The sequence below is a fragment of the Bradyrhizobium sp. LTSP885 genome (assembly GCF_000938305.1).
GTDB lineage: Bacteria > Pseudomonadota > Alphaproteobacteria > Rhizobiales > Xanthobacteraceae > Bradyrhizobium.
In genome coordinates, this window is sequence record NZ_JYMT01000035.1 from 14,751 (window position 1) to 39,635 (window position 24,885).

At 60.1% G+C, this 24,885-nt stretch carries 26 protein-coding genes; 8 read left to right on the top strand and 18 right to left on the bottom strand.

The window, feature by feature from the left end:
• The 4 genes from UP09_RS38600 to UP09_RS21585 all read left to right on the top strand — a co-directional run.
• Positions 1-791, top strand: a 791-nt coding sequence (locus UP09_RS38600; protein ID WP_044540300.1) for a TRAP transporter large permease, incomplete at its 5' end; no start/stop codon positions are given.
• Between the two features lie 42 nt (positions 792-833).
• On the top strand, positions 834-1,571 hold the full coding sequence (locus UP09_RS21575) for a cyclase family protein (protein ID WP_082070226.1): 738 nt from the start codon (positions 834-836) through the stop codon (positions 1,569-1,571).
• A gap of 26 nt (positions 1,572-1,597) precedes the next feature.
• Positions 1,598-2,605: a Bug family tripartite tricarboxylate transporter substrate binding protein gene (locus tag UP09_RS21580; RefSeq protein WP_052833168.1), complete on the top strand. Its 1,008-nt coding sequence runs from the start codon at positions 1,598-1,600 to the stop codon at positions 2,603-2,605.
• Positions 2,606-2,708: 103 nt separating this feature from the next.
• Positions 2,709-3,803 (top strand): amidohydrolase family protein, encoded by a 1,095-nt coding sequence (locus UP09_RS21585; RefSeq protein ID WP_044540302.1) that lies wholly within the window; start codon positions 2,709-2,711, stop codon positions 3,801-3,803.
• A 73-nt stretch (positions 3,804-3,876) separates the two neighbouring features.
• Here the strand turns inward: UP09_RS21585 and UP09_RS21590 are convergent, their stop codons facing one another.
• Complete coding sequence (locus UP09_RS21590) at positions 3,877-4,146, bottom strand: hypothetical protein (RefSeq protein WP_044540303.1); 270 nt, start codon at positions 4,144-4,146, stop codon at positions 3,877-3,879.
• 135 nt (positions 4,147-4,281) lie between these two features.
• The gene (locus tag UP09_RS21595; RefSeq protein WP_044540460.1) at positions 4,282-5,022 is read right to left on the bottom strand and encodes a Crp/Fnr family transcriptional regulator; all 741 of its coding nucleotides are present in this window, start codon (positions 5,020-5,022) and stop codon (positions 4,282-4,284) included.
• 538 nt (positions 5,023-5,560) lie between these two features.
• Here UP09_RS21595 and UP09_RS21600 point away from each other — a divergent pair.
• Positions 5,561-5,839 (top strand): hypothetical protein, encoded by a 279-nt coding sequence (locus UP09_RS21600; protein ID WP_044540304.1) that lies wholly within the window; start codon positions 5,561-5,563, stop codon positions 5,837-5,839.
• 15 nt (positions 5,840-5,854) lie between these two features.
• On the opposite strand, the gene UP09_RS21605 is transcribed toward UP09_RS21600, so the two are convergent.
• From UP09_RS21605 to UP09_RS21625, 5 genes are read right to left on the bottom strand one after another with little or no spacing between them, the layout of a single operon-like run.
• Positions 5,855-6,694, bottom strand: coding sequence for a phosphodiesterase (locus UP09_RS21605; RefSeq protein WP_044540305.1), 840 nt, complete (start codon positions 6,692-6,694; stop codon positions 5,855-5,857).
• An 8-nt stretch (positions 6,695-6,702) separates the two neighbouring features.
• Complete coding sequence (locus UP09_RS21610; protein ID WP_044540306.1) at positions 6,703-7,761, bottom strand: ABC transporter ATP-binding protein; 1,059 nt, start codon at positions 7,759-7,761, stop codon at positions 6,703-6,705.
• The gene (locus UP09_RS21615) at positions 7,758-8,543 is read right to left on the bottom strand and encodes an ABC transporter permease (RefSeq protein WP_044540307.1); all 786 of its coding nucleotides are present in this window, start codon (positions 8,541-8,543) and stop codon (positions 7,758-7,760) included. The genes UP09_RS21610 and UP09_RS21615 overlap by 4 nt, the downstream gene beginning before the upstream one ends.
• Positions 8,544-8,546: 3 nt before the next feature.
• The gene (locus UP09_RS21620) at positions 8,547-9,362 is read right to left on the bottom strand and encodes an ABC transporter permease (RefSeq protein WP_044540308.1); all 816 of its coding nucleotides are present in this window, start codon (positions 9,360-9,362) and stop codon (positions 8,547-8,549) included.
• A 35-nt stretch (positions 9,363-9,397) separates the two neighbouring features.
• Complete coding sequence (locus UP09_RS21625) at positions 9,398-10,405, bottom strand: ABC transporter substrate-binding protein (protein ID WP_044540309.1); 1,008 nt, start codon at positions 10,403-10,405, stop codon at positions 9,398-9,400.
• A 193-nt stretch (positions 10,406-10,598) separates the two neighbouring features.
• On the opposite strand from UP09_RS21625, the gene UP09_RS21630 reads away from it, so the two are divergent.
• Entirely contained in the window at positions 10,599-11,750 is a 1,152-nt protein-coding gene (locus UP09_RS21630) for a zinc-dependent alcohol dehydrogenase (RefSeq protein WP_044540310.1), read from the top strand.
• 44 nt (positions 11,751-11,794) lie between these two features.
• On the opposite strand, the gene UP09_RS21635 is transcribed toward UP09_RS21630, so the two are convergent.
• From UP09_RS21635 to UP09_RS21670, 8 genes are all read right to left on the bottom strand, one after another.
• Positions 11,795-12,499, bottom strand: a complete 705-nt coding sequence (locus tag UP09_RS21635) for an ABC transporter ATP-binding protein (RefSeq protein ID WP_044540311.1) — start codon at positions 12,497-12,499, stop codon at positions 11,795-11,797.
• A gap of 4 nt (positions 12,500-12,503) precedes the next feature.
• Complete coding sequence (locus UP09_RS21640; RefSeq protein WP_044540312.1) at positions 12,504-13,274, bottom strand: ABC transporter ATP-binding protein; 771 nt, start codon at positions 13,272-13,274, stop codon at positions 12,504-12,506.
• The gene (locus tag UP09_RS21645) at positions 13,271-14,257 is read right to left on the bottom strand and encodes a branched-chain amino acid ABC transporter permease (RefSeq protein ID WP_052833169.1); all 987 of its coding nucleotides are present in this window, start codon (positions 14,255-14,257) and stop codon (positions 13,271-13,273) included. Before UP09_RS21645 ends, UP09_RS21640 begins: the two co-directional genes overlap by 4 nt.
• 7 nt (positions 14,258-14,264) lie before the next feature.
• Positions 14,265-15,149 carry a branched-chain amino acid ABC transporter permease gene (locus UP09_RS21650; protein WP_044540313.1) on the bottom strand — a complete coding sequence of 295 codons (885 nt, stop codon included), beginning with the start codon at positions 15,147-15,149 and terminating at the stop codon, positions 14,265-14,267.
• Between the two features lie 53 nt (positions 15,150-15,202).
• A complete protein-coding gene (locus UP09_RS21655) occupies positions 15,203-16,456 on the bottom strand; it encodes an ABC transporter substrate-binding protein (protein ID WP_044540314.1) in 1,254 nt (417 codons plus the stop codon).
• A 66-nt stretch (positions 16,457-16,522) separates the two neighbouring features.
• Positions 16,523-18,916: a xanthine dehydrogenase family protein molybdopterin-binding subunit gene (locus tag UP09_RS21660; RefSeq protein ID WP_044540315.1), complete on the bottom strand. Its 2,394-nt coding sequence runs from the start codon at positions 18,914-18,916 to the stop codon at positions 16,523-16,525.
• On the bottom strand, positions 18,913-19,386 hold the full coding sequence (locus UP09_RS21665; protein ID WP_044540316.1) for a (2Fe-2S)-binding protein: 474 nt from the start codon (positions 19,384-19,386) through the stop codon (positions 18,913-18,915). Before UP09_RS21665 ends, UP09_RS21660 begins: the two co-directional genes overlap by 4 nt.
• 8 nt (positions 19,387-19,394) lie before the next feature.
• On the bottom strand, positions 19,395-20,276 hold the full coding sequence (locus UP09_RS21670) for an FAD binding domain-containing protein (RefSeq protein WP_044540317.1): 882 nt from the start codon (positions 20,274-20,276) through the stop codon (positions 19,395-19,397).
• A 174-nt stretch (positions 20,277-20,450) separates the two neighbouring features.
• On the opposite strand from UP09_RS21670, the gene UP09_RS21675 reads away from it, so the two are divergent.
• Both UP09_RS21675 and UP09_RS21680 read left to right on the top strand, forming a co-directional pair.
• Positions 20,451-21,548 (top strand): LLM class flavin-dependent oxidoreductase, encoded by a 1,098-nt coding sequence (locus tag UP09_RS21675; protein WP_044540318.1) that lies wholly within the window; start codon positions 20,451-20,453, stop codon positions 21,546-21,548.
• A gap of 16 nt (positions 21,549-21,564) precedes the next feature.
• Positions 21,565-22,437 carry a polysaccharide deacetylase family protein gene (locus UP09_RS21680; protein WP_044540462.1) on the top strand — a complete coding sequence of 291 codons (873 nt, stop codon included), beginning with the start codon at positions 21,565-21,567 and terminating at the stop codon, positions 22,435-22,437.
• Between the two features lie 6 nt (positions 22,438-22,443).
• Here the strand turns inward: UP09_RS21680 and UP09_RS21685 are convergent, their stop codons facing one another.
• Genes UP09_RS21685 through UP09_RS21695 form a run of 3 tightly spaced genes read right to left on the bottom strand, consistent with a single transcriptional unit; the run spans position 22,444 to position 24,848 of the window.
• Positions 22,444-23,100, bottom strand: a complete 657-nt coding sequence (locus UP09_RS21685) for a TetR/AcrR family transcriptional regulator (RefSeq protein WP_245302108.1) — start codon at positions 23,098-23,100, stop codon at positions 22,444-22,446.
• A 26-nt stretch (positions 23,101-23,126) separates the two neighbouring features.
• On the bottom strand, positions 23,127-23,681 hold the full coding sequence (locus UP09_RS21690) for a flavin reductase family protein (RefSeq protein ID WP_044540320.1): 555 nt from the start codon (positions 23,679-23,681) through the stop codon (positions 23,127-23,129).
• Positions 23,682-23,690: 9 nt separating this feature from the next.
• Positions 23,691-24,848 carry an acyl-CoA dehydrogenase family protein gene (locus tag UP09_RS21695; RefSeq protein ID WP_245302134.1) on the bottom strand — a complete coding sequence of 386 codons (1,158 nt, stop codon included), beginning with the start codon at positions 24,846-24,848 and terminating at the stop codon, positions 23,691-23,693.
• Between the last annotated feature and the right edge of the window lie 37 nt (positions 24,849-24,885).

The window sequence follows — 24,885 nt, forward strand, 5'->3', positions numbered from 1 at the left end:
CGATCAGTGCCTTGTTCATGGCGGGCGTCTTCCCCGGCCTCTTGCTGGGATTCTCGCTGATCGTTCTTTGCCTGGCCATCGCCTATCGGGAGAAACATCCGCAGGGTCAAATAGTGCCCGCCAGGGATGCGATCCGGATTACAATCGATGCCGCCTGGGGGCTGATTACGCTGGTCATTATCCTCGGCGGCATTCTGGGCGGCATCTTCACCGCAATCGAAGCTGGAGCCGTCGCCTGCATCTGGGCGTTCTTCGTGACCATGTTCGTCTATCGCGACTATCGCTGGCGCGACCTGCCCGTGCTCCTGCACCGCACGCTGCGCACGGTGGCGATGGTCTTGACCCTGATCGCCTGCGCGTCCAGCGTCGGCTACATCATGGCGCTGACCCAGATGCCGGCCAAGATGACAGCGTTCTTTCTGTCGATCTCTGACAACAAATACGTCATCCTGCTTTTGATCAACGTTCTGCTTCTAGTGCTCGGCACGCTCGTCGATATGGCGCCGTCGATCTTGATCGCAACACCTATCCTGCTGCCGGTGATGAAGAATTTCGGCGTCGATCCGGTCCACTTCGGCATGATCATGCTGCTCAATCTCGGCATCGGCCTGTGCCATCCACCGGTCGGCTCGATCCTCTTTGTCGGCTGCGCGGTCGGCAAGGTCACGATCGAACAGGTCATGCGCAAGATCTGGCCGTTCTACGCCGTGATGTTCTTTGTCCTGATGTGCGTGACCTATCTGCCGGAAATCTCGCTGTGGCTCCCTCGGCAGCTCCACGTTCTGCACTGAGCGCGACACGCATCTTGCGGAACTGCGGCAAACGCGTCAGCATTGCCACCAGAAGCGCGCTCGCGCCAGCTCCGTCAAGAAAGGGCACAAGCCGTGAGGATCGTCGACCTGAGCCGAGAACTCTATCACCGCACCCCGAGCTATCCCGGCCACCCGCCAATCATGCACGGAACATGGAAGACCCATGAAGAAGCCTTCGTGGAATCCAGAAACGTCTACGGATTGGCATCGATGTTCATTTCGATGCCTGATCACGGGGGTACCCACATCGACGCTCCCCGGCATTTCGGCCCGAGCGGAATACCGATCAATGAATATCCGCTCGAGAAGTGTATTGTTCCCGGCATCTGTCTTGATCTTCGCCACATTGCGCCACGCGCCGAAATCACCCCTTCCGATCTCGAAGCCGCGGTGAAGACGGCCGGCGCACCGGTGCCGAAGGGCGGCACCGTCCTGCTTTGCACCGGCCACCACGCGCGGACGTTTCCGCGCAAGGAGTACTCCACCGACAATTCCGGAGTGAATGTCGCGGCGACCGAATGGCTCGCACGACAGGGCATCGTACATTTCGGCATCGATTCGATGCGCCCGGGCCCCGACAGTGATGTGAACCTGCTTGTTCACAAGATCTGCCTCGACCTCGACATCACCCATATCGAGAGCCTGTGCAATCTAGAGGCATTGCTAGGCCAGGGGCAGTTTACCTTCATCGGCCTGCCGATGAAGTGGCGCGAGGGAACCGCGTCGCCGATCCGGGCGGTCGCAGTATTCGGCTTGTAACGTCGCGATGTGTCGGGAGGAACCTGATGACAGGCAGGCGGTCGGCCTATCCCTCACGCCGCGCAGTCCTGAGCGCTGGGGGCGCGCTCGCCGCTGCGGTCGCGACTGCTGGCTTGGCATCGCAAGCTGACGCAGCGGACTATCCGGAACGTCCGGTCAAGATCATCGTGCCTTTCGCTCCGGGCGGACCGACCGACATCATGGCCCGCATTCTCGGCACCCACCTCGGAGAAGCCCTGAAGGGCACCATCGTGATCGAGAACCGCCCCGGCGGCGGCGGCAATATCGGGATTGGCATCGCGGCCCATGCCGAGCCGGATGGCCATACGCTGCTGATCACGTCGAGCGCCTATGTCGTCAATCCCGGCCTGTACGCCAAAATCCCCTACGACCCTTTCAAGGACTTTGCAGCAATTGCCGAGCTTGGCACCTCACCCAATGTGATCCTGGTCAATGCAAAGCTGGGAATCAATTCGGTCGCCGACCTGATCGCACGCGCAAAGGCCCATCCGGACGAGTTGAACTATGCCAGCCCCGGCCTCGGGACGACGCCGCACCTTTCGGGTGAGTTGTTCAAGATCGTCGGCAACGTAGAGATGACGCATGTTCCGTTCTCCGGCGCCGGTCCGGCAATCCAGGCGCTCCTGAGCGAAACAACCCAGGTGGCCTTTGCAGCACTCCCGCCCGCGCACCCGCACATCGAGTCCGGAGCGTTGAAGGCGCTCGCTGTCACTGGCCCCCACCGATGGTTCGACCTGCCCGATGTGCCCACGATGATCGAGTTGGGCTACGCCGACTTCATCACCGACACGTTCCAGGGATTTCTCGCGCCCGCGAACACGCCAATGTCCATCGTCGAGCGGCTGTCGACCAAGTCGATCGAGATTCTGAAGACACCAGGGATTGCCGAGCAGCTGCGCAACGACGGCTTCGAAGTGCTTGCAAACGGCCCCGATGGCATGCGTAAACGCATCGCCGATGAAGTGCCGAAATGGCGTGATGTCATCATGAAGGCGGGGATCAAGCCGGTCTGATCAGATCAAGATTGCGCGACATGCGCAGCGTGTCGTCTTGCGACCGCCTCCCGGCATGCCTACGCTGCTTCCCACAACAAACAAGAAAAGGGAGGCGATCGTCATGACCACAAGGCGGAATTTCCTGAAAACGGGAGCAGCGGCGGCCGCTGGCATCGTATTCTGCGGCTGCGGGCTGGTGCACAACGCAAATGCGCAACAATCGCGCCAGAAATTGCCAGTCACAGTCAACGGCAAACGCGTCAAGACCATCGACATTCATGCGCATTGTCACTTCCGCGAAGCTGGTGTCTTGCTCGGCGCTGACGCCGACAAGCTGCAGCTGCCGCCAGTCAACGGCGCAGCCGAAGCCTTCATCGAAATCGACAAGCGCCTCGCTGCGATGGACGCCCAAGCTGTCGATATGGAGGTGCTCTCAATCAACCCGTTCTGGTACGATCGGAACCGCGACCTTGCCGGACAGATCGTCAAGATCCAGAACGAGAAGCTCGCCGAACTCTGCGCCTCAAAGCCTGACAGGTTCGCTGCCTTTGCGTCGCTGACGCTGCAGGCACCGGATCTCGCCGTCCTGGAGCTTGAGACCGCGGTCAAGAAGCAGGGACTGAAGGGCGCGGCGATCGGGGGCGTTGTCGACGGCGTCGAATTCTCCGATTCGAAGTTTCATCCGGTATGGGCCAAGGCCGAGGAACTCGGCGTTCCCCTGTTCATTCATCCGCAAGGCGTACCGGAACTCAACAAGCGACTCTCGGGCAATGGCTGGCTCGGCAACACGATCGGCAATCCGCTCGAGACCACGATCGCGCTCTCCCATCTGATCTTCGCCGGCACGTTCGACCGGTTCCCGGGGCTAAAAGTCATTGCGGCACATAGCGGCGGCTATCTGGCCTCGTACGCCGATCGTTCGGATCATGCCTGCCTGGTCGGGCCAAAGGGATGCAACCCCGACATCAAGCTGAAGAAGGCGCCGACCGAGTATCTCAAACAGATTTACTTCGACTCGCTGATCTTCACGCCCGAGGCAATCCGGCACCTCGCCGCCCAGGTCGGGGCCGAGCAGATCGTGCTGGGGAGCGATTATCCCTATCCATGGCAACTGGCGCCGGTCGACCACATCTTTGCTTGCTCATCGCTGAGCGATGACGACAAGGCCAATATTCTTGGCAATACGGCCGCAAAACTGCTCGGCATTGCGGCGTAAGGAGACGGCGCTGGATTCTTCAACGACCTCAATTGCCGTCGTCGCGCAACCGGCGCGGCGGCGGTATCCTCGATCAGTAGGCTCTCACCGCGCGGATTCCGTTGCTCGGCTGGGCCATTTGCGCCGGCCGTGCAGCGTCAGGCACCGGATCGGTGCCGCCGAAGTCAGATCCGACAAACTCCGCCTGTGCGGCGTCCGATATCCATTTGACCGCCACCGGGTGACTGACCAACATCCCGATCAATGCAATGATGACGAGCACGGGCAGAGCGACAAGCTTGATGCTGAAGCTCTGGTAGTTGCTCTGCTCGTCTTGCGGTTGCTTGTCGAAAGAGCCGTGCATGGATACCTCCACATTGCGGATGAGATCCCCGAACGTCGCTTACCGCATTGCACAGCAAACCAATGTGAATGGCTTCACAGGCTTGTCCGGTTCACCGATTTGTGAGGTACCTGGCTGACCATGCAGCCCAAGCGGCTATACGCCGTCGTTCGACCCGGCGTCGACCAACTCCTGAAGCGCATCGGGCTTCAGCACGACGATCGCACCATGTTCAAGCCTGACCCAGCCGCGTGCCGCCCATACGCGCAACTGCTTGTTGATGCTCTCGCGCGTCATGCCAACCATCTCGCTGATCTCCTGCTGGGTAATCGAGATGGTACGGCCCTGTGGCGCGCTCTTGTGCTTGTCGCTCAGGCGCAGCAGCGCGCTGGCAAGACGGCCGGGCAAGTCCTGCAGGATGACCTGCTCGACCTGATCGCTGGTCCATCGCAATCTCGCACAGAGCAGTTCGATGAACTTCATCGCCAGCGTCGGCTGACTGCGCACAAACGGAATGAATTCGCGCCGGTCAATGACGAACAGCTCGCAATTACTGTTGGCAGTGGCATCGGCCGTCCGCGACAAGCCATCGAGCAGTGCGATCTCTCCAAATATCTCTCCCGCCTCGATCAGGTTCAGGATCGCGTTGCGACCGTCCGGCGAGGAGATACTGATCTTGACCGTGCCGGAGATGACCGCAATCAGGCTCGTGCCTGGGTCTCCCTTGGAGAAGATCGTCGTTCCACGCTTTAGCGTAATATGCTTGGCATAGCGGCAGAGCTGGTCGAAAGCCTCGGGCTCCAGATCGGCGAAATAGGGGTGCTTGCGAAGCACTGACAGTTTGCTGCTCGAAAACAGCGGCGCGCCGACGGTTCTTTCTATGGGCGCACCGGTCATCGTCATCCAGAAAATTGTGTTGCGTAAGATCGCCCCGCGACCACGGTGGACACCGACAGAGCCATCGATCAATGAGAGCAGCTGGGATTATAGCTCCGCCGCTGGCCTACAGCAACAAAAGCTCCGATGCCGTCACCATTCGGTACCGGACGTACGCGAAATACAATTTTAAATAAATGAACTCTAATTATAAAACTTTGAGTGATGTATCGCCTGAAGAACCAATCTACACGTGATCGTAGCTTAATGCCATGGCCACACGCTGTGGTCGCAGGACGATCGGTTGAAGTCCCCTTTCTCCGATCAAACCGCTGCATTTGGCGACCTGATCGCCTACCGGAAGTACGGAGGGTTCCCCGCAAGAGCTCCCGCCAGCCGCAAATCCCGGCAACCCGAAAGCAGCACTCCCCTCCCTGGCTTAGCAACGCTTAACCAAGAACAAAGCCTTGCATGCAGTGCTCCCGGGCGACCAGGTGCAGGAAACCCACTATTCATCAACTTCCGCCAGTCTTTCCCCAAAAAGGGGAGTGCGAAGAGAATGCCGCAGATTTGGATGACCTATCACGAGATCGCCGACATGATTGGCTGCGACGTGGAGACCGCGCGCGCCGCAACCATCCAGCGTGCGCTGGACCGGAAGAAGAGCCGCGATGGAATGACTCGCGCAAAGCTCGATCCCGAGCTGATGGGAGTGTTTATCGCTGTGATCCGGAATGCGGACCCGGACCTGGATCTAGCGGTCCGCGAGCTTCGTAACATGCATCAGGCGATGCTGCGCAACGAGGTGAACAGCCCCGGACGTAGCGCCGCGGGTTGATCGCACCCGATCATCTCATAGCAATTTGCCGTCCGGACCGAAGAACGGATGCGGACCGTCGAACTGGCCGATCGGAACGTGGTGCGTGACAACCCGCCCGAGGCTCTCGCCTGGAAACCAGGCGTGGACGTGGAACGCCGGCGGTTCGACCTTGAAGGACGGTCCTCGGAGTTGCGCCAGGTCCAGATCGACGGCGTGGTTCGGCGCGGGGCATATCGTGACGGGAACTCCGGCAAAGGTCGTCAGCATGGCGCGATGAACGTGCCCGCACGCGATGAGCCTCGCGCGCGGGTGACTTCTGACTATTTCGGCCATTTGATCTGCGTTGAACAGATCCTGTTGATCCATGTGCCAGATACCACCCTTGAACGGCGGGTGGTGCAGGAAGAGCAGCGCCGGCCGATCTGCTGCCGCCGCCAGCGTCGCGTCGAGCCATTGCAGCGTGGACGTTTCGAGGATGCCATGGGGTTTCCTGGGCACGCTCGAATCCAGCAGCAGGAGATCAAGTCCGTGCACCTCGATTTTCTGGTCGAGTGGGCCGGTTGCCTGGACATAAGGCTCAGCCGGGAAAGCGGCACGCATCAACTCACGCGAGTCGTGATTACCCGGAATTCCGGCAAAGGGAAGCTTGAGCGGCGCGAGCAATTGCTTGAGGTAGTCGTATTCCTCGGCTGTCGGCGTATCGACGAGGTCACCCGATATCACCACGAAATCTGGCGCTGGCTCGAATGCGTTCAGCGCCGCCACGCACCGTTCGAGCGCCTTGGCAGTATCGACGCGGCCATAGGCCAGTGCTCCCGGGGGTTTGATGTGGAGATCGGATATCTGAGCGATCAGGACGGGCTTCGACAACATCGATTTTCTCAATCTTCGGACGGAAGCAGACGAATGGCTTCGGGCGCGATCGAAAGTCCAATCCGGTCGCCCGCCTTCACCTGAATTGTGTTGGGAGCGTCCACATTGAGCGGCTTGCTCGATGCACCACTCACGACCAGCCGCTGTCGATCACCGATGAAGCTGACGGAATCGATGATACCGGCGAGCGATCCGGCTCCAGGCTCTACCACGCGGATGGTTTCGGGGCGGGTCATGACGGTCGCGTTCGCGGTCGTCGATTCGACTCCAATCGACAATCGCCCACCCGGCAGGACCAACTCTCCTTTGTCCACGGGAGCTTCAATAATGTTTGCCGCTCCAACGAACTCCGCCACGAAACGATCCTTCGGCTCGAAGTAGATCTCGCGCGGCGTTCCGATCTGGGCGATCGCGCCCTTCCGCATCACCACGATGCGGTCGCCCAATTCCATGGCCTCGGCCTGGTCATGCGTGACATAGATCGTCGTGATTCCGAGCGCGCGCAGCAGCCGATTGAGTTCGCCCCGCAGTCGATCCCGCAAGGCCGCGTCGAGGGCGGTCAACGGCTCATCGAGCAACAATATGCCCGGCCGGATTGCGACAGCACGCGCCAATGCGACGCGCTGGCGCTGGCCGCCGGAAAGCTGATCGATACGGCGATTCTCCAATCCCGTGATATTGGTCAGAGCGACCAGTTCGGCAACGCGCGCGGCGCGTTCCTCCCTGGCGATACCACGGATCTTCAAGCCATAGCCGATATTGTCCGCCACCGTCATGTTGGGAAACAGGGCATAGGACTGGAACACCATCCCGACATTGCGTCGCTCGATCGCGACGGCTGTCACGTCCTTGCCGTCGAACAAAACCCTGCCGCCGGGATCCGGTAGCTCGAGGCCTGCGATGATGCGTAGCATTGTGGTCTTGCCGCAGCCAGACGGCCCCAGCAGTACCAGGGTCTCGCCACGCGCAATATCGAGGGTGGCTGGATCAAGGGCGCGCGTGCCGTCGGCAAAGGTTTTGCCGCAAGCCTCGATCCGCACTGCCGCACCATGCCCAGCCGTGCTCATCGCTTGTGATCCCTGTCGGCCAGCAGTTGCATCGCGACCAGGAGCGGAATGATCATCACAAAGAAGATCAGGGTATAGGCGGATGCTACTTCCAGCCGCATCGAGGCGTAACTGTCAGCAAGCCCAATTGGCAGCGTCTTCGTGAGTGGCGTATGCAGCATCCATGTGAGGTTGAACTCGCCCAGCGACAGCGTGATCACCATCAAGGCGCCGGCGAGGATTCCCGGTACGGCGTTCGGGACGATCACATCGCAAAACCGCCGCCATGGCGCTGCGCCAAGCGAACCTGCCCCCTCATCGAGGGTCTTGATGTCCACGGTCGCAAAGACAGCCATGACCGACCGGACCATGAACGGCATGGTGAAGATTACGTGTCCGACCAGAATGAAGAGCCAGGAGCGGCGGAAGTTGCCGAAGCTCCCATAGGTCAATAGCAGCGCCAGCGCGATTGCAAGGCCCGGGATCGCGAGCGGGAGCGTGATGATCTCCTCGACGATCCGCGCAAGCCGGCCGCCCCGCACATGCAGCGCATAGGCTGCAGGAACACCGACGATCAGCGTGACTGCAAGCGTCGCAAACGCAATCACAAACGAGAGCAGGATCGTACCGGCATAAAGCTCCCAGACCTGCGCGACCCATTGCAAGGTTACGCCGGACTGAATGCCCCGGAAATAGTTGACGGTGACGCCGGCGGAAATCGAAAGCATCGCCGGCACCACCAGAAATGCCGCGACGAGCAAAGTAAAGAGGAGCTGTCCGGTGAAGATCAGGCGATCGCGCATGCTTCACCCGGCCGCGGCGACTGCGCTGCCGCTGAACGAGCGGGCGAGCGCAAGGATCAGCCAGGTGATCAAGCCGAGCCCAACCGACAATGCGGCCGATGTCGCGAAATTCGCTGACAGCGTGAACTCGGTGTAGATCAGCATCGGCAGCACATCGATGTTCGTCGCCAGCGTGAAGGCGGTTCCGAACGCGCCCATTGCCGTTGCGAAGGCAATCGCGCCGGACGCGACAAACGCCGGCGCAAGCGCCGGCAGCACGACATCGCGCTGGACCGCCCACGGGCTGGCACCAAGCGAACGTGCAGCCTCTTCGAGGCCGACGTCCAGCTTCTGCACCGCCGCCATGATGGTGAGGATCACACGCGGAATCGAGAAGTAGAGATAGCCGAGGAAAAGCCCATAGATCGAATACGCCAGGACGATCTTCTCACCGAACAGGCGGCCCGACAGATCGCCGAGCAGCCCTTGCCGACCGGCCAGCAGAATGATCATGAAGCCGACAACTACCCCGGGAAAGGCCAACGGAAAGGTCAGCATCGCGATCAAGACAGCCCGCCCGGGAAAGCGGTGCCGCTGCAGGAACATTCCCGCAATCGTCGCCACCATCAGCGTGACAACCGTGGTTGCCGCCGCCAGGATAACCGTGTTGATCAGCGTGGCGCGATAGCGCGGTTCAACAAGGATGGCGAGGTAACCGGCGAGCCCATGCTCGCCTTCCGCACCGACGACGACCAGTCGTGCCATCGGCAGCAGGAAGAATGCCGTCGTCACGACCGCAAGCGGCAGCAAACAGACCCAAACGAAGGATTTTTGCGACATCGTGAGAATGGTGCCCCGAGTGCCACCATATTGCCTCAGCGGACCTCGGCGAGATAGCGGTCGACAAAGGCTTTTTGCACGTTTTCCATCTCGCCCCAGTCCACGCTCTTGGCACGGGCATAGTCGCTATCGGGCAGGAATTTGCCCTTTACGGCGGCCGGCAACTCGATGGGGCGGGCCGGACGCAGGTAGGCATTGGTCCAGATCGCCTGCCCCTTGTCGGACAGCAGATAATCTATCACCTTCTTGGCCTTCTCCTTGTCGGGTGCGTTCTTCACGAGGCCGACGACATAGGGAAACACCACCGAACCCTCGCAGGGAATGACGAACTCGAAGTTGCCCTTCTCCGAATATTTCGCGCGATAGGCGTTGAAATCATAGTCGAACAGGATCGGCATTTCGCCCGAGACCACCCGGGCATAGGACGTCTGCTTGGGCACGATCGGGTCGTTCTTGCGCAGTTCCTTGAAGAAGTTGATCGCGGGATCGAAGTTGGTCGGCGAGCCGCCCAGTGCGAGATTCACCGCAACGGCCCCGACGTAGCCAACCGCCGCCGACGACGGGTCGAGATAGCCGACCATTCCCTTGTAGTCCGGCTTCAACAGGTCCTTCCAGCAGGCCGGCACCGGCTTGCCGCCAAGCGCATCCTTGTTCACGAACAGGCCGAGCGTGCCGGAATGGATCGTGGTCCAGTAGCCGTCAGGGTCCTTGAGACCTGCGGGGACCTGGTCCCAGTGGGCGGGCTTGTAGGGCTCGAGCGCATCCTGCGCCTTGGCCTTCATCCCGAAGGTAACGCCGAAATAGCCGATATCGCCGACCGGATTGCTCTTCTCCGCCAGGATTTGCGCGAGCGCCTGGCCGGAATTCTTGTTGTCATGCGGAATGTCGTAGTTGAGGTCGGCCTTGATCGCCTTGAGCATCGAAGCCCAGTCGGCCCATTCAGGCGGGCAATTGTAGCAGATGACATCGGCCGCCCTGGCCGACTGCCACGGCGCAATCAGCGTCAGCGCCAGCAAGGCAAGGACAAGGCGGGCGGTCTTCATGGGAGGCTCCGGTTCGACGGGGATGCATGGAGGACTTCAACATCAACCGTCGGACCAAGTATAGGCCGCGTATGAAGGTTTTGCGACGCATATGCTGCTGTGCAGCAAGTGACAGGGATTGGCTGCCACGATCGGAGGCTCGCAGCAGCGAACCGTTTTGCGTTAGGCTGGAAGCCGAAACGAGGAAGCGCGGATGTACCAGCCAACCGGCGTCACGACCTCGCCCGATCTTCATATTCCGGATCAGATGCAGGCTTGGGTTCTCGGCGACCCGGACAAACTTATTCTTCGCGAAAAGCCGACACCGGTCCCGTCACGCGCCGAGGTGTTGGTCCGCATTGACGCGGTCGCGATCTGCGCGACCGATCTGGAGATCATTCATTCCGGCTCACCAGCGAGCATTCAGGGTGGCCTCCCCTTCAACAAGAATTTCACGCCGGGCCACGAGTATATGGGCACGGTCGCGGCACTCGGCCCTGCCGTTGACGAGTTCAGGATCGGTGAACGGGTCAGCGTTGAAATTCACGCCGGCTGCGGCCAGTGCAAACGCTGCCGCCAGGGCATGTACACGTCATGCCTCAACTATGGGAAACCGGAAAAGGGACACCGGGCCAACGGCTTCACGACCGACGGTGGGTTCGCTGGGTATGCCGTCAATCACATCAACACGCTCGCGCGCGTGCCCGACACCATGAGCGACGCTGAGGCAACGCTCGTGGTGACAGCAGGTACGTCCATGTATGGACTGACGGAGTTGGGGGGATTGGTCGCGGGCGAGAGCGTCGTCGTAATCGGCCCCGGCCCGATCGGACTGCTCGCGGTAGCGGTGGCCAAGGCGCTTGGGGCAAGCCCGGTGATCTTGACCGGAACGCGCAACAGGCGACTCGCCATCGGGCAAGAACTGGGGGCCGATCGTGTCGTCAACATCAACGATGAAGACGCGGTTCAAATTGTGAAGCAACTCACCGGGGGGATCGGCGCAGACTACGTCGTCGAATGCGCCGGGACGGAAGCGACGCTCAACCAGGCCATTCATATGACCAACCGCGGCGGCAAGATCTGCCTTGCCGCCTTTCCGCACGAGGCCGCAACGTTGGACATTGCGCATCTGGTGAGGAACAACATCTACGCCTACGGCATCCGTGGCGAGGGCCGCAGCGCGACCCACCGAGCAATGACATTGATGGCGGAGAAGCGCTTCGACGCGACGAAGATCCACACGCATACGTTCCCGCTGGCCGATCTGCCGACGGCGCTCAGATATGCGCGGGATCGTGTGGATGACGCGATCAAGGTCGTCGTTACCAATCGAAACGCGGACGTAATCGCGAGTGCAGCAGAATAGGAGTACTCCGATAGGCTGCGGTGACGCCGTTCCGAAAGACCCCTTCACACCGAGCAGTACCGCTCCTTGATCTCGTTGTCAGCGAGTAGCTCCTGGGCTGATGCCTGATGCACGACGGACCCTTGATCCAGCACATAGGCGCGGTCGGCGATGTCAAGCGCGAGTTCGACATTCTGCTCGACCAGCAGTACCGTCGTCCCCTGCGCCTTCATGTTGCGAAACAGCGCGAACATCTCGTCGACAAGCACCGGCATGATGCCCTCGGACGGCTCGTCAAGCATGATCAGGTCGGGCTTTGCGATCATCGCACGCGCGATCGCCAGCATTTGTTGCTCACCGCCGGACATCGTGACGGCCTCCTGATCCAGGCGCTCAGCCAATCGTGGGAATATCCCAGCGATCTCCTCGATCAGCTCAGCTTCCCGCCTCTTCTCCAGCGACGCAACCAGGCCGAGCCGCAAGTTCTCCCGCACCGACAATCCCTGCACGATCCGCCGCTCTTCAGGTACATAGGCAAGCCCCAGCGCGAAACGCGTATGCGCCGGCTTATTCAGCAGCTCCTTGCCTTTGAAGATCACCGAACCGCTGATGCGATCCATCAGCCCCATGATCGACTTCAACGTGGTCGTCTTGCCGGCCCCATTGCGACCGATCAGGCAGACGATTTCACCCCTGGCAACCTCCAGACTGATGTCTTGCAGCGCGTGGCTCGCGCCATACCAGGCATTGAGCTTGCTGATCTGCAGCATCCGGTCAGTGCTCCCGCTGGCCGAGATAGACGCGCTTTACAGCCTCATTTTGCCGGACCTCCTGGGGTGTCCCCTCGGCAAGCAGCTCTCCGTGATGCAGCACGAGGATACGGTCGCTGATCCCCAGCACCAGCTTCATTTTGTGTTCGACCAGGATGACCGTACGTTCCCTTGCGAGTTTCACGATCAGATCCATCATGGCCCGGGTTTCCTCCGGGCTCATGCCTGCCGTCGGTTCATCCAGCAGCAGCAGGCGAGGTTGACTGGCCAGCGCCATGCCAATCTCCAGCGCTCGTTGCTCGCCATGCGCCAGCGTCTTGGCTGCGCGCTCGCGGGATTCCCACAACCCGACGAGGGCCAGCAATTCATCTGCCCGTTCGACCAGTTCGCTCAGGCGGGCGCGTGGACGCCAGATGTCGTATCTCGAAACCAGTGCCTGCAGGCCGATCCGGATGTTCTCGCGGGTCGTGAGCTGCGGAAACACGCTGGTAATCTGAAACGACTTCGCAATCCCCATATGAGCAAAGCGATGCTGCGGTAGGCCAGTGACGTCCCTGCCCTCGAATTCAACACGGCCTCTCGAAGGCGGGAAAGCTCCGCAGAGCAGATTGAAATAGGTGCTCTTTCCAGCGCCGTTTGGACCTATGATGGAAGTGATCGCGCCCTTGGAGAACTCGGCCGAGATATTGTTGAGCGCGACAAATTTCCCGAACGTCTTGCCGACGCCCTTGGTGCGCAGGATGATCTCCCTCGATTGCGCTTCCACGGCAGTCATCGCCTGCCCCGTGCAATCAACGTACCCCAGATGCCGGCGGGGAAGAACAGCACGCAGGCAACGAAAATGGCACCGACGATCAGTTGCCAGTGAACGGTCCAGACCGAGACCAGGTTCTCCAGGACGAGGAACACCGCCGCGCCGACCATCGGCCCGAAGAATGTCCCCATGCCGCCCAGCAATGCGATCATCACCACCAGACCCGACGTCTCATAGTGCAGGATCTCGATCGGCACGATCGAAAGATGAAGCGCCTGCAACGCGCCCGCGAGACCGCAGAATCCACCTGACAGAACGAAGGTCAGCAATCGGGTCAGGGTGACGTCGTAGCCCGATGCGCGCGCGCGCATCTCGTTTTCTCGCACCGCCTCAATGACCGCACCAAATGGAGAGGCGAGGATACGCGACATCACGAAAAACGCGGCAATCACGAAAGCTGCAATGACGTAGTACCGGGTCATCGGGTTGATGAAGTCGACCCGCAAGCCGAACAGATCGATCGCCCGGACGTTAATGCCGCGAAGGCCGTTTTCGCCACCGGTCAAGTCAACGGCCTGATAGAATAGATAGTAGACGCATTGCGACAGCGCCATCGTCACCATGGCGAAGTAGATGCCGCGGGTGCGGATCGCAAGCACACCAATCAACAACGCCATCGACAGGCCGCCGAGAACCCCGGTCGCGATTGCCGCGTACCATGGCCAGCCGAAATGCACGATTGCGACGCCACAAAGATAGGCCCCAGTTCCGAACAGCGCGGCATGACCAAATGACAGCAGCCCCAGATATCCGAACACAAGGTTGAATCCCAGGGCATACAGTCCGTAGATCAGGATATTCACCGCCAAGGCCGTGAACGGCATCACCAGAGGGAAGATCAGGATCACCGCGGCCGCGATGCTGGCACGATGTCTCGTCGCGAACTCGTACCAGCCGACCGTCGTGGCTCGAGGTTGCTTGATGGACCCGGTCGCTTCGGTCATACCCGGTTCAACTCATCAATCCTGCACGACCGAAGAAGCCTTGGGGCCGGATGATCAGAACGATCGCCATCAAGGCGAAGATCGAGACCTTGGCCATTTCAGGCGCGAACAGCGACGTCATGCTGACGACCACGCCCACCAAAAGACCTGCCAGCACCGCACCGCCGATCGAGCCCATCCCCCCGACCACAGTGACAACGAAGGCTTCGGCCAAGATAGTGCCGCCCATCTCGGGAATGACGCCTTGAAGTGGGGCTGCCAATAGGCCCGCGAAGCCTGCAATTGCGGTTCCGATTCCGAATACGATCAGCCAGACCCGCGATACATCGACCCCGAGGACACGGACGATTTGCGGATCACGCGCACCGGCACGGATGATGAGCCCGAAGCTGGTTTTTTCCAGGAACAGCCAGAGCGCCAGCAAGACGACAGCCGTCGCACCGATCACGAACAAGCGATAGAGGGGGAAATATCCGACGCCAATATCGACGGCCCCCTGCAGAACCTCGGGAGTGTCGAACGGATATCCGGTCTTGCCAAAGGCAATGCGCACACATTCAACCATCACGTAGCTCAGCCCGAAGGTCAACAGCAGCGGATAGTCGATGCCGCGGCCGTAAAGCGGCCGGATCAGGATGCGCTCGACTGCAAGGCCGAACAGCCCGACCAGGAGCGGCACCGCCACCAAGCAGAGCCAGAAATTGCCGCCGAGCGAGATCAGGTAGAGACCGACATAGGCGCCGACCATATAAAATGCCCCATGGGCGAAGTTGACGACGGTCAACATCCCGAAGATCAGCGAGAGCCCAATCGCAAACAGCACGTAAATCGCACCGAGCGCCAGCCCGGCGAATAATTGCAGCGCAATCAGATCAAAGCTCAGGCCCGCCATCCGCCCCCCCCCAACTTGCGCGCACCGACCGCGGCGCGCGCCACCTCGCAAGCTCAGCTCTTGTGGCCTAACGCTTCGCAGGTACGCAGGCTCTTCTCGCTGGGTTCTTCGGTCGAAATAACCTCGAACACATCGGAGTCGTTCTTCATGTCCGTAGACTTCGACTTGATGACAAGCACCGACTGCACCGACTGGTGATCGCATTTGCGATAATACTGCGGTCCCTTGTAATAGTCGTACTTCAAGGCCTCCAATGCTGCGATTACCTTGTCGGTCTCGACGGTGCCGGCACTCTTGACCGCCTCCAGCATGGTCCGGACACCACCATAGCCGAGCGCACCGTAGTCAGTTGGCAGTTTGCCATCATACATTTTGCGGAACGCGTCGTTGAACGCCTTGGTCGAGGCGAACTTATCCTCGATACCCCAGTAGAACGAGCAACCTCCGACGACGCCCTCGAAGGCCTGTGCGCCCGCCGCGACGCGACTGGCATGCGAGAGTAGCGGCGCAATGATCTGGATCGACTTCTTGACGCCGAAGTCAGTCGCCTGCTTGAGCACGATTTGCTGATCCCGACCGAAATTGCTGATGCACAGAATGTCGGGCTTCAGCGCTTGAAGGCGCGGCAGCAGGGTCGAGAAATCAGTCGTTCCCAACGGATGGCGGATGTCGCCGAGGTTTTCGATATTGAACTCCTTGCCAACCTCGAGGAAGCCGCGCACCATCTCGTGGCCATAGGCATAATCCGCGGTCAAGAACGCAACCTTCTTGCCGAACTTGGAGAAGGCGTAGCGGCCGACCGCGCCTGCCGTCATGTGCGGATTGAGGGCCTCGTGGAATGTGTACTTGCTGAAGTCGGTCGCCTCGTTGATGGCGTCGGACTGGCTGATCGAATTGAATATGATGCCGCGCTCTTTGGTGACATTGTTGATCGCGAGCTGGACCGCCGCGGATAGACTGCCGACGACAAAATTGACCTTTTCCTTCTCGACTAGCTCCAGTGTCCGTGTCGCGGCCTCACCCGGATTCAGCTTGTCGTCGCGCACGACAAGCTCGGCCTTGCGGCCATTGAGACCCCCCGCATCGTTGAACTGAGCTATCGCGAGCTGCGCAGCACGGACCTGGTCCTGTGCCTCAGCGCCATAAGGACCGGTCAGGGGAACCGGGAAGCCGATCTTGATCGGCGTTTCCTGAGCCTGAGCCAGGTTGATACGAAAGGAAGAAGCTGCGAGGGCGGCGCCAGCGCTCGCTGTTGTCAGCAGCCGACGCCGCGATATCGACCCGGCCCTGATGACCTTCTTTGTCATGACGATTCCTCCCCAGAATTGTTTTCTTGCTTGATTGTACTTGTTTTTACCCGTCGCGTCCCCGCTTCAGATTCGCCCCAGAGCAGTCAGGATAACCTGAGGCGTCAATGGAATCTCGGTAATTATGGCACCGAAGGGCCGGAGCGCGTCATTAACTGCATTGGCCACCGCAGCCGCCGCACCGGCCGTGCCGGCCTCCCCCGCCCCTTTGGCTCCCAACTCCGTTTCCAGTGTCGGCGTCACGACGTGACCGATCTCAATATCGGGCATCTCGCCCGACATCGGAACCAAGTAATCAGCCATATTGGCGTTGGTCAGTTGACCGCGCTCGTCATAGATACACTTCTCGAACAGCGCCGCGCCAAGCCCCTGCACTACTCCACCCCGGATCTGCTCGTCGACCAATTGCGGGTTGATGATGGTGCCGCAATCTTCGACCACCCAGTGCTTCAGCAGCTTGACGAACCCGGTCTGGGTGTCGACCTCAAGCCATGAGGCCTGAACGCCGTTGGTGAAGGCAAAGGGATACTGGCGCGGGACAAAATGCCGGGTCGCCATCAATTCAGGCTGGATGCCCGGCGGCAGTGTATCCGGTCGGAAATAAACGATCCGCGCCAGCTCGCTCAGCTCGATCCGCTGCGCGCCATCGCTCGTGTTGACAATGCTGTCGCTGACGATATCGAGCTCGGCGGGCTTGGATTGCAGGATCGCCGCAGCGACATCCAGGATATTCCCGCGCAGGACTTTGGCCGCCTGGAGCGCGGCTTCGCCGCCAATGCCAGCACCACGAGATGCCCATGTGCCGCCGCCATAGGGCGTGTTGTCCGTGTCCCCGAGTATGACGCGGACACGTTCCATTGAAACGCCAAGCACACTGCCTACGATCTGAGCGGTAAGCGATTCCGACCCTTGCCCCTGCTCCGTGATGCTGGTCTGGCAGATCACCGAGCCCTGCGCGTCCAACCGAACCGCTACGCCGTCCTGTGACGAAATCTTCGCTCCGCCGACGCCATAAAATGCGGCGCTCGGATTGGTCACTTCTATGAAGCTCGCGACGCCGATACCCCGATGAATGTTCCTGACCCGCGAAGCCGCCTGCTCGGCGCGCAGAGCGTCATAGTTCATCATCTGGAGCAGCTTCGCCAATGAGGCGTGATGCGACAGCCGCTCGAACCGCATGCCGGAGGGCGATGCGCAAGGATAAGCATCGTCCGCGATCAGGTTGCGGCGGCGGATTTCGGCCGGATCCATGCCGATCTTGGCCGCGGCCAGGTCGACCAAGCCTTCAGTCACCGAACAGGCGATCGGATGTCCGACCGCTCGGTACTGGCACATCACGTTCTTGTTCTGGAAAACAACCCGGGTCCTTGCCCGATAGTTCTGGGTGACATATGGCCCACCGACCAGATTGACCACCTGATTTGCCTCGATCGCACTGGTCCGGGGATACATCGAATAAGGACCGATCCCCGTCAAATCGTCGATCTCGAAAGCTGTGATCGTGCCGTCCCGCTTGACCGCAATCCGGCCCTTGCAGCGGTGATCGCGGGCGTGAATGTCGGTGTTGAAGCTTTCGACGCGGTCGGCGACGAATTTGACAGGTCGTCGCAACAGCTTGGACAGCGCATAGGTCGCCATCTCATCAGCATAAATGTGGACCTTGATACCGAAGGATCCGCCGACATCCTTGCAGACCACGCGAACCTGGGCTTCCTTCAATCCCAGATGCAGAGCTGCAATGTTCTGCACCATATGGGGCGCCTGAGTGCCCTGATAGATCGTGAGTCGGGCCTCCGCGGCATTCCAGTCGGCAACAACCGCTCGCGGTTCAAGCGTCACGCCGGTGTGACGTCCGAAGACAAATTCGGCTTCGACCACTGTATCGGATTCGAAAAATGCTCGATCGACATCGCCCGCATTGTGGGTTCGCTCAAAAGCAAGGTTGTCGCCGAGCGATCCGTGAATGACTGGCGTCGTTGGATCGAGCGCGGTGCGCATATCCGTTACCGCCTCGAGCTCCTCGTAGTCGACCGCGATTTGCTCCATTGCGTCTTCAGCGATCGCACGGCTGGTGGCTACCACCGCCGCAATGGCCTCGCCCTGCCAGCAAACCCGGTCAATCGCGATCGCACTCTGCGGCGCCGACTTCAATCCCTTCAAGTGCGCGAGCACGCCGACCCAAGGCGTGATGACGGCCTCCAGCTCACGACCGGTAACTACGGCGATCACACCCGGCATACGCCTCGCCCCGTCGGCATCGATCGCCGCGATCCTGGCATGAGCATACGGCGAGCGCAGAAAGACCACATGGGCCATGCGCGGCAGCTCGAGATCGCTGACATATTGTCCGCGCCCCTGCAGCAGCCGGTCGAGGTTCGGCCGCGGCACCGTTTTGCCGATATAGGAATTCGGACGATCAAGCACCGAGAGCCCATCTGCGGCCGGACGGGTCGGGGTCATGACGATCGCCCGGCGCGCGCCTTAGCCGTCGCCTCCACGGCGTCGATGATGGCCTGATAGCCAGTGCACCGACAGTAGTTGCCGGAAAGATGCTCCCGGATCGCCTCGCGATCAGGCGTAGGCGATTGTTTCAGCAAATCCTGCGCCGTCATCAGCATTCCGGGCGTGCAATAACCGCACTGCAATGCGTTGCGCTCGCGAAATGCCGCCTGAAGATCGGCAATCTCGCCGCTGTCGGAAAGGCCTTCGATTGTCTCGACGGACGCGCCCTGCGTTTGCACCGCCAGCGTCAGACACGAACGAACGATCTCGCCGCTGATGCGGACCGTGCAAGCGCCGCAGACCCCGTGCTCGCAACCGACATGCGTTCCGGTGAGCTTCAGATTTTCACGGAGGAAATCGGCGAGATTGAGCCGCGGCAGTACAAAGGCATCGACGGGTTCGCCGTTCACCAGGAGCGAGACCGACATCGGTGCAATCACCCGGCGGCTCCCGTGTCCAGTTCGGGGCGCGCAAGCAGCGCCGCCACGCAGCGCAACAGCAAGACCTTCGCAAGGTGTCGACGCATGGCCGGAGACCCCTGCTGATCCTCGTGGGGATCGAGCTCTTCAACGAGCGCAGCCGCGGCCTCGGCCAGTGAAGCAGGGGTAACGAACACGTCGATCAGCTTGCCGGCAACCGCGGCGAGCAGCGGCCGATCGCCGACCGCAAAGAAGCCAAGCCGAAGATTTGCGAACGTGCCATCCTTGACGACCGCCTGAGCTGCAAGACCGACGATGGCGTAGTCACCGTGCCGCCGGGCAAACTCCTGAAAGAAGCAGGTCGAGCCAGCAGGCGCAATCGGCAACTCAACCGCAACAAGCAGTTCGTCCGGCGATAACGCCGTTTCGTATATGCCCTTGAAAAATTCGGTTGCAGCGATCCGGCGCTCGCCACCCGGACCTCGGACGACAATGGTTGCGTCAAGCGTGACCATACAGGCCGGCAGCTCTGACGCCGGATCGGCATGGGCCAGGCTTCCGCCAATCGTGCCACGATTGCGAATTGCGGGATGTGCGACATGGACAATGGCATCCCGCAACAACGGCGCGTAGGTCGCAACGTCCGCCGACCTCTGCAGGTCAACGTGGCGGGTCAATGCGCCAATGACGAGCACATTTCCTTTCACCACGATGCCGCGCAATTCGGCGAGGTCGCAGATATCGATCACGACGTCTGGCGATAGGAGCCGGAGATTCATTGCCGGCATCAGGCTCTGACCGCCCGACAGCACCTTCGCCTTGTCGCCATGTACGGCAAGCAATTCCAGCGCATTCACGACGCTGGTCGCGCGGGCGTAGGCGAAAGCCGCAGCTTTCATATGGGCGTGGCCTCCCCGGACCAATCTCCGCTTTTCCGGATTAGAAGGCGCGCCTTTCTAAAGGTCAAGCTTGTTTATCGAGTGATTATTTGCTTGGCCGGGGCTTGTCATCGGGTCGCGAAGGACGCACGTTCCTCGCCGACAGAAAAGTCTGCCCGCGGGGAGCAGCAGATCATGAAGCTCGGGTTCTTTACGATGCCGATCCATCCTATCGACAAGGATTGGCGGCAGTCGCTCCGGGAGGATCGTGAAGCGTTCCTGCTCGCCGACGAGCTCGGCTTCAGCGAGGCCTATGTCGGCGAGCACGTCACCGACAAGGCCGAAAACATCACCTCCAGCATTGCTTTCATCGCCTGGATTGCAGCTGCCACCCGGCAGATCAAGCTTGGAACCGGCACGATCAACATGCCGAACACGCATCCAGCTGCGGTCGCCGCCTCTGTCGCGATGCTTGACCATATGCTCGATGGCCGTTTCATCCTTGGCATCAGCCCCGGCGGATTGCTCTCTGACGCAGAGATCTTCGGCAATCTCGACGCGGATCGTAACGCGATGTTCCTCGAGGCAATCAATCAGGTGCTTGATATCTGGGCCGGTAAGCCGCCCTATGACCTGCAGGGCAAATATTGGAACATCTCGGTCAGGAAGACCTTGATCGAAGACATCGGGCAAGGATTTATAGCCCGCCCCTTGCAAATCCCGCACCCGCCAATCGTCGTGACCGCAGTCGCCCCGTTCTCAAAGGGCGTCACGGAAGCAGCAGCACGGGGCTGGGACCCGATCTCGGCAAACTTCCTGATGCCAACCTGGGTGAAGAGCCACTGGCCGAAATATGTCGAAGGCTGCGAGCGCGTGAATCGTACGGTTGACGCCGCCAATTGGCGGGTCGCCAAAAGCGTGTTCGTTGCCAAGGACGAGGCGACGGCGAAGGCTTACGCTACAGCCCCTGACGGACCTTACGCGTACTACTATCACCAGCTGTTCACGAAGCTGAAACGCAGCGGTCGACTCGAGCTGTTCAAGACACGGCGGGAACAGCCAGACTCGGAGATCACGCTGGAGTCGATCTGTGACAAGCTCATCATCTACGGCACGGCCGAAAGCGTGGCCGACCAGTTGCTGTCGTTCCAGGAGGAAGTCGGCACTTTCGGAACACTGCTTTATGCAGGCAAAGACTGGAAGGATCGCGAACTCGGCCGTCAATCGATGATCCTGATGGCCGAGAAGGTTTTGCCGCGGGTCAATGCCGCCGCTGTCGGATCATCGGCGTGATCAAGGAGTTCCTGACGTGGCCCTCACTGATCGCATTCCCTATCTAGCTCAGGTCGATCGACCGAAACTCACATTACCTGCCGGCAAGAAGCTCGCGGTATGGGTCATCCTCAACGTCGAGGAGTGGCGTATCGAGAATGCCATGCCACGTACCGTTCTTAGCCCACCGATGGGCCAGCCGCTGTTACCCGACGTCCCAAACTGGTCATGGCATGAATACGGGATGCGCGCCGGCTTCTGGCGACAATTCAAGGCGCTTACCGATCGGAAGATACCCGTGACGCTGGCCATAAATGCCAATGTCTGCAGTTCCTATCCGCGCGTGGCCGCCGCGGCGCTGGAGGCAGGTTTCGAATTCATGGGACACGGGTTCATTCAGGGACCGATGCACAAGGTCGAAAACCAGGCCGATGCGATCAAGCGCTCAGTCGACACGATCGCGAAATTTACGGGAAAGCCGCCGCGATCGTGGGAAAGCCCGGGCCTAACGGAGACGGAAGAAACCCTCGACCTCTTGCGTCTCAACGGGATCGAATATTTGGCAGACTGGGTGATCGATGACCTTCCGCAAGACATCGCAACACCGCATGGAACCATAACGACGATTCCTTATTCCGTCGAAACCAATGACATCGTCATTCACGCTCTGCAGCACCTTCCGTCGGAAGAGTTCCTGAAGCGTTGCACCGATCAGTTCGACCGGCTCTATCTTGAAGGAGCGGAAAACGCCCGGATCATGGCAATCTCGGTACACCCCTACATCACGGGGGTACCCCATCGGATCAAGTATCTGGAGGCCCTGCTCGATTATGTCATCGGCCATGACGGCGTAGCACTGATGACGGCGAGTGAGATTGGAGATTGGTATCGTGGCGAGATGACGAAGTAACGCGACTCAACCAATGACCTTGATCGGCGCCGGCGAGCGATCGGTCGAGCTTTCGGCTATCCTTTCAAATCCCGCCAGAAAGATGTTCAGCGCATCGCTTATCATCTGCGTCTTATCCTCGAGAACAGGCGCTTCATAGATGTACTTCCGCACGCCGTAGTAAAAGATGCCGCCGTGAAACACCCAGGCCAGTTCCAGCTCGGCCGCACTTGGTCTGGTCTGCACCACAAGCCCCGCCTCGTGGCGGCATTCCTTTACGATGCGGGTCAGGATCTTGTCCTTGACCATGCCGACGTACCAACGATTGATGTCGAGGCCTTTTAGACCCGAATAGAGATAGATTCGAAGCCATTTGCGGGTGAAGATCGTGTCCGTATAGGCTTGATAAAACTCCTGCAGCCGCTCGCGGAGCGGACGGGACCGATCCGATAGCGAGGTTTCCCAACCGGTCTCGAGCGGTCCGAGATATACCTTACGGTAGACCTCCTTAATGAGGTCGTCCTTGCTCGGAAAGTATCGGTAAAGCAGCGGCTGGGTCACACCGAGTTTGCGCGCAAGTGCTCTGGTGCCGCCGCCAAACCCTTCTTCCGCGAAAAGTTCGGTCGCCTTGGTCACAAATTCGTTGCGGCGGTCATCGGCCGATAGTCGCCGTTGCTTGGCCACTGTCCGTTTCGCCGGCGTTCTTCGGTTCATGATGCCTTGTCACCATCACCAGCAAGAAATCGGCCAAAACCACCTTGCGCGAACAACAGAGGCTCTTGCCGGTTGTAGGCGTAGGCTTCCACTGCACCGAGGAAAATAACGTGGTCACCACCATAATAGCGGTTGGCGGCCCGGCACTGAAAGCTGGCGACCACGTCGGCAAGCACGGGAGCATTTCCGAGGCCAGGTGCCCAGCTCACACCGGCGAACTTGTCTCCGGACGACCTTGCGAATTGCGATGCCAATACATGCTGCGAAGCACCAAGGACGTTCACCGTGAAATGGCTGGCATTCTGGAAAACCGTGAGCCCTTGCGAAAACATGCCGAGGCTCCACAGCACGAGTGGCGGATTGAGAGACACCGACGCAAAGGAGTTGCACGTCACTCCGTATGGCTTTCCTTCGGCCGACATCGCCGTGACAATGGTGACACCGGTCGCAAACGTACCAAGCGCGTTTCGGAAATCACGGGGATCAATCGACGAATTATCGCTTGCGAGCTCGTTGGCCGGATCTGCGGGATGTTTAGGTGCGTCAGACATCCACCGGCCTCAGAGCGTCAGATTCTCGGATGGCAGCCCTAGCGCGACCCGCCCGTAGTTGGTCCCCGCCGCGTCGAAGTTGAATGCGAGGTGCGAATTCACCGCATGTGCGTCACGGAACTGCCGTTGCAGGGCTCCAGAGGTAAACAGGCTGCGGGCTCCGCTCGCCGTAAACAGAAGAGACACTGCATCGGTACACAGGTTGACCGAGAAGGCACCGTCACGCCGCAGTTTCGTCTTCGCCGCGATATTCGGAACATGACCATGCCGGACATCGGCCAATACCTCGATGCAGTTGGTTCGCATGATGAGGCGCGCCGCATCTATCTTGGCTGATGCTTCGGCGATCTTGATCTGTGTGGTCTGCATGTCACCGAGCTTGGCCCTGTTATACGTCGAAGCACGATGTCGTGCGATCTCGACGTAGTCGTCCAAACAGGCTTGCGCATTACCAAGCCCGACCCCCGACAATACGTATGGAAACAGCGAAAATACCGGAAGCGCGTAGAGCGCGTTCGGGTTGACGGCGCTTCCCGGCGTTGGACCGCCCGTCAGATCGCTGACAGCGATCGTCATATGCTGGGGGACAAATACATCCGTCACTTGAACGTCGTTCGATCCCGTTCCCCCCAATCCTGTCGCGTTCCAGGTGTCGTTGATCCTGTAGTCGCGCCTGTTTAGCAGGAACAGTCGATACTCGATGCCGTCAGCTTCATCGTCAGTTTCAATGATGCTGGCGAGCATGTTCCATTCGCACGACTCCACGCCGGACGAGAACGGCCAATGACCATTCAGCAGGTACCCACCCTCGGCCCTTCTGGCTCGGCCGGCTGGAAATACGAACGATGATGCTATCAGGGTGCCTGGATTCTCATTCCAGACCGTGTCCTGCGCTTCAGGCGCGAACATGCCGAGCATCCAGTGATGGCTGGCCAGATTGGCAAAATTCCACGCGACCGAAGCATCGCCTTGACCGAGGGCGTCAGCACAGTCGACCAAGGCAACATAGTCGAATTCGCTTCCGCCGACGCGCGTAGGCTGCAGTATCCGAAACAGCCCCCTGTCATGAAGGTCGCGCTCGGTTTCCGGTGGCAATCGCCTCAGTTCCTCGGTCTTGCGCGCCCGTTCACGCAACAGGGGAATAAGTTCCTTTGCCCGTGCGACCATGACCGCACTGCCGTCAGACTCTGAACCTGCCAGCGTG

Coding starts and splice junctions, on each gene's coding strand:
- UP09_RS21695 (WP_245302134.1), bottom strand. CDS start 24,848: ATGGTCGCACGGGCAAAGGAACTTATTCCCCTGTTGCGTGAACGGGCG.
- UP09_RS21590 (WP_044540303.1), bottom strand. CDS start 4,146: ATGCACGGCTCTTTCGACAAGCAACCGCAAGACGAGCAGAGCAACTAC.
- UP09_RS21610 (WP_044540306.1), bottom strand. CDS start 7,761: ATGAGCACGGCTGGGCATGGTGCGGCAGTGCGGATCGAGGCTTGCGGC.
- UP09_RS21595 (WP_044540460.1), bottom strand. CDS start 5,022: ATGACCGGTGCGCCCATAGAAAGAACCGTCGGCGCGCCGCTGTTTTCG.
- UP09_RS21630 (WP_044540310.1), top strand. CDS start 10,599: ATGTACCAGCCAACCGGCGTCACGACCTCGCCCGATCTTCATATTCCG.
- UP09_RS21625 (WP_044540309.1), bottom strand. CDS start 10,405: ATGAAGACCGCCCGCCTTGTCCTTGCCTTGCTGGCGCTGACGCTGATT.
- UP09_RS21585 (WP_044540302.1), top strand. CDS start 2,709: ATGACCACAAGGCGGAATTTCCTGAAAACGGGAGCAGCGGCGGCCGCT.
- UP09_RS21600 (WP_044540304.1), top strand. CDS start 5,561: ATGCCGCAGATTTGGATGACCTATCACGAGATCGCCGACATGATTGGC.
- UP09_RS21655 (WP_044540314.1), bottom strand. CDS start 16,456: ATGACAAAGAAGGTCATCAGGGCCGGGTCGATATCGCGGCGTCGGCTG.
- UP09_RS21670 (WP_044540317.1), bottom strand. CDS start 20,276: ATGAAAGCTGCGGCTTTCGCCTACGCCCGCGCGACCAGCGTCGTGAAT.
- UP09_RS21665 (WP_044540316.1), bottom strand. CDS start 19,386: ATGTCGGTCTCGCTCCTGGTGAACGGCGAACCCGTCGATGCCTTTGTA.
- UP09_RS21650 (WP_044540313.1), bottom strand. CDS start 15,149: ATGGCGGGCCTGAGCTTTGATCTGATTGCGCTGCAATTATTCGCCGGG.
- UP09_RS21645 (WP_052833169.1), bottom strand. CDS start 14,257: ATGACCGAAGCGACCGGGTCCATCAAGCAACCTCGAGCCACGACGGTC.
- UP09_RS21640 (WP_044540312.1), bottom strand. CDS start 13,274: ATGACTGCCGTGGAAGCGCAATCGAGGGAGATCATCCTGCGCACCAAG.
- UP09_RS21690 (WP_044540320.1), bottom strand. CDS start 23,681: ATGTCTGACGCACCTAAACATCCCGCAGATCCGGCCAACGAGCTCGCA.
- UP09_RS21615 (WP_044540307.1), bottom strand. CDS start 8,543: ATGCGCGATCGCCTGATCTTCACCGGACAGCTCCTCTTTACTTTGCTC.
- UP09_RS21660 (WP_044540315.1), bottom strand. CDS start 18,916: ATGACCCCGACCCGTCCGGCCGCAGATGGGCTCTCGGTGCTTGATCGT.
- UP09_RS21675 (WP_044540318.1), top strand. CDS start 20,451: ATGAAGCTCGGGTTCTTTACGATGCCGATCCATCCTATCGACAAGGAT.
- UP09_RS21620 (WP_044540308.1), bottom strand. CDS start 9,362: ATGTCGCAAAAATCCTTCGTTTGGGTCTGTTTGCTGCCGCTTGCGGTC.
- UP09_RS21580 (WP_052833168.1), top strand. CDS start 1,598: ATGACAGGCAGGCGGTCGGCCTATCCCTCACGCCGCGCAGTCCTGAGC.
- UP09_RS21635 (WP_044540311.1), bottom strand. CDS start 12,499: ATGCTGCAGATCAGCAAGCTCAATGCCTGGTATGGCGCGAGCCACGCG.
- UP09_RS21605 (WP_044540305.1), bottom strand. CDS start 6,694: ATGTTGTCGAAGCCCGTCCTGATCGCTCAGATATCCGATCTCCACATC.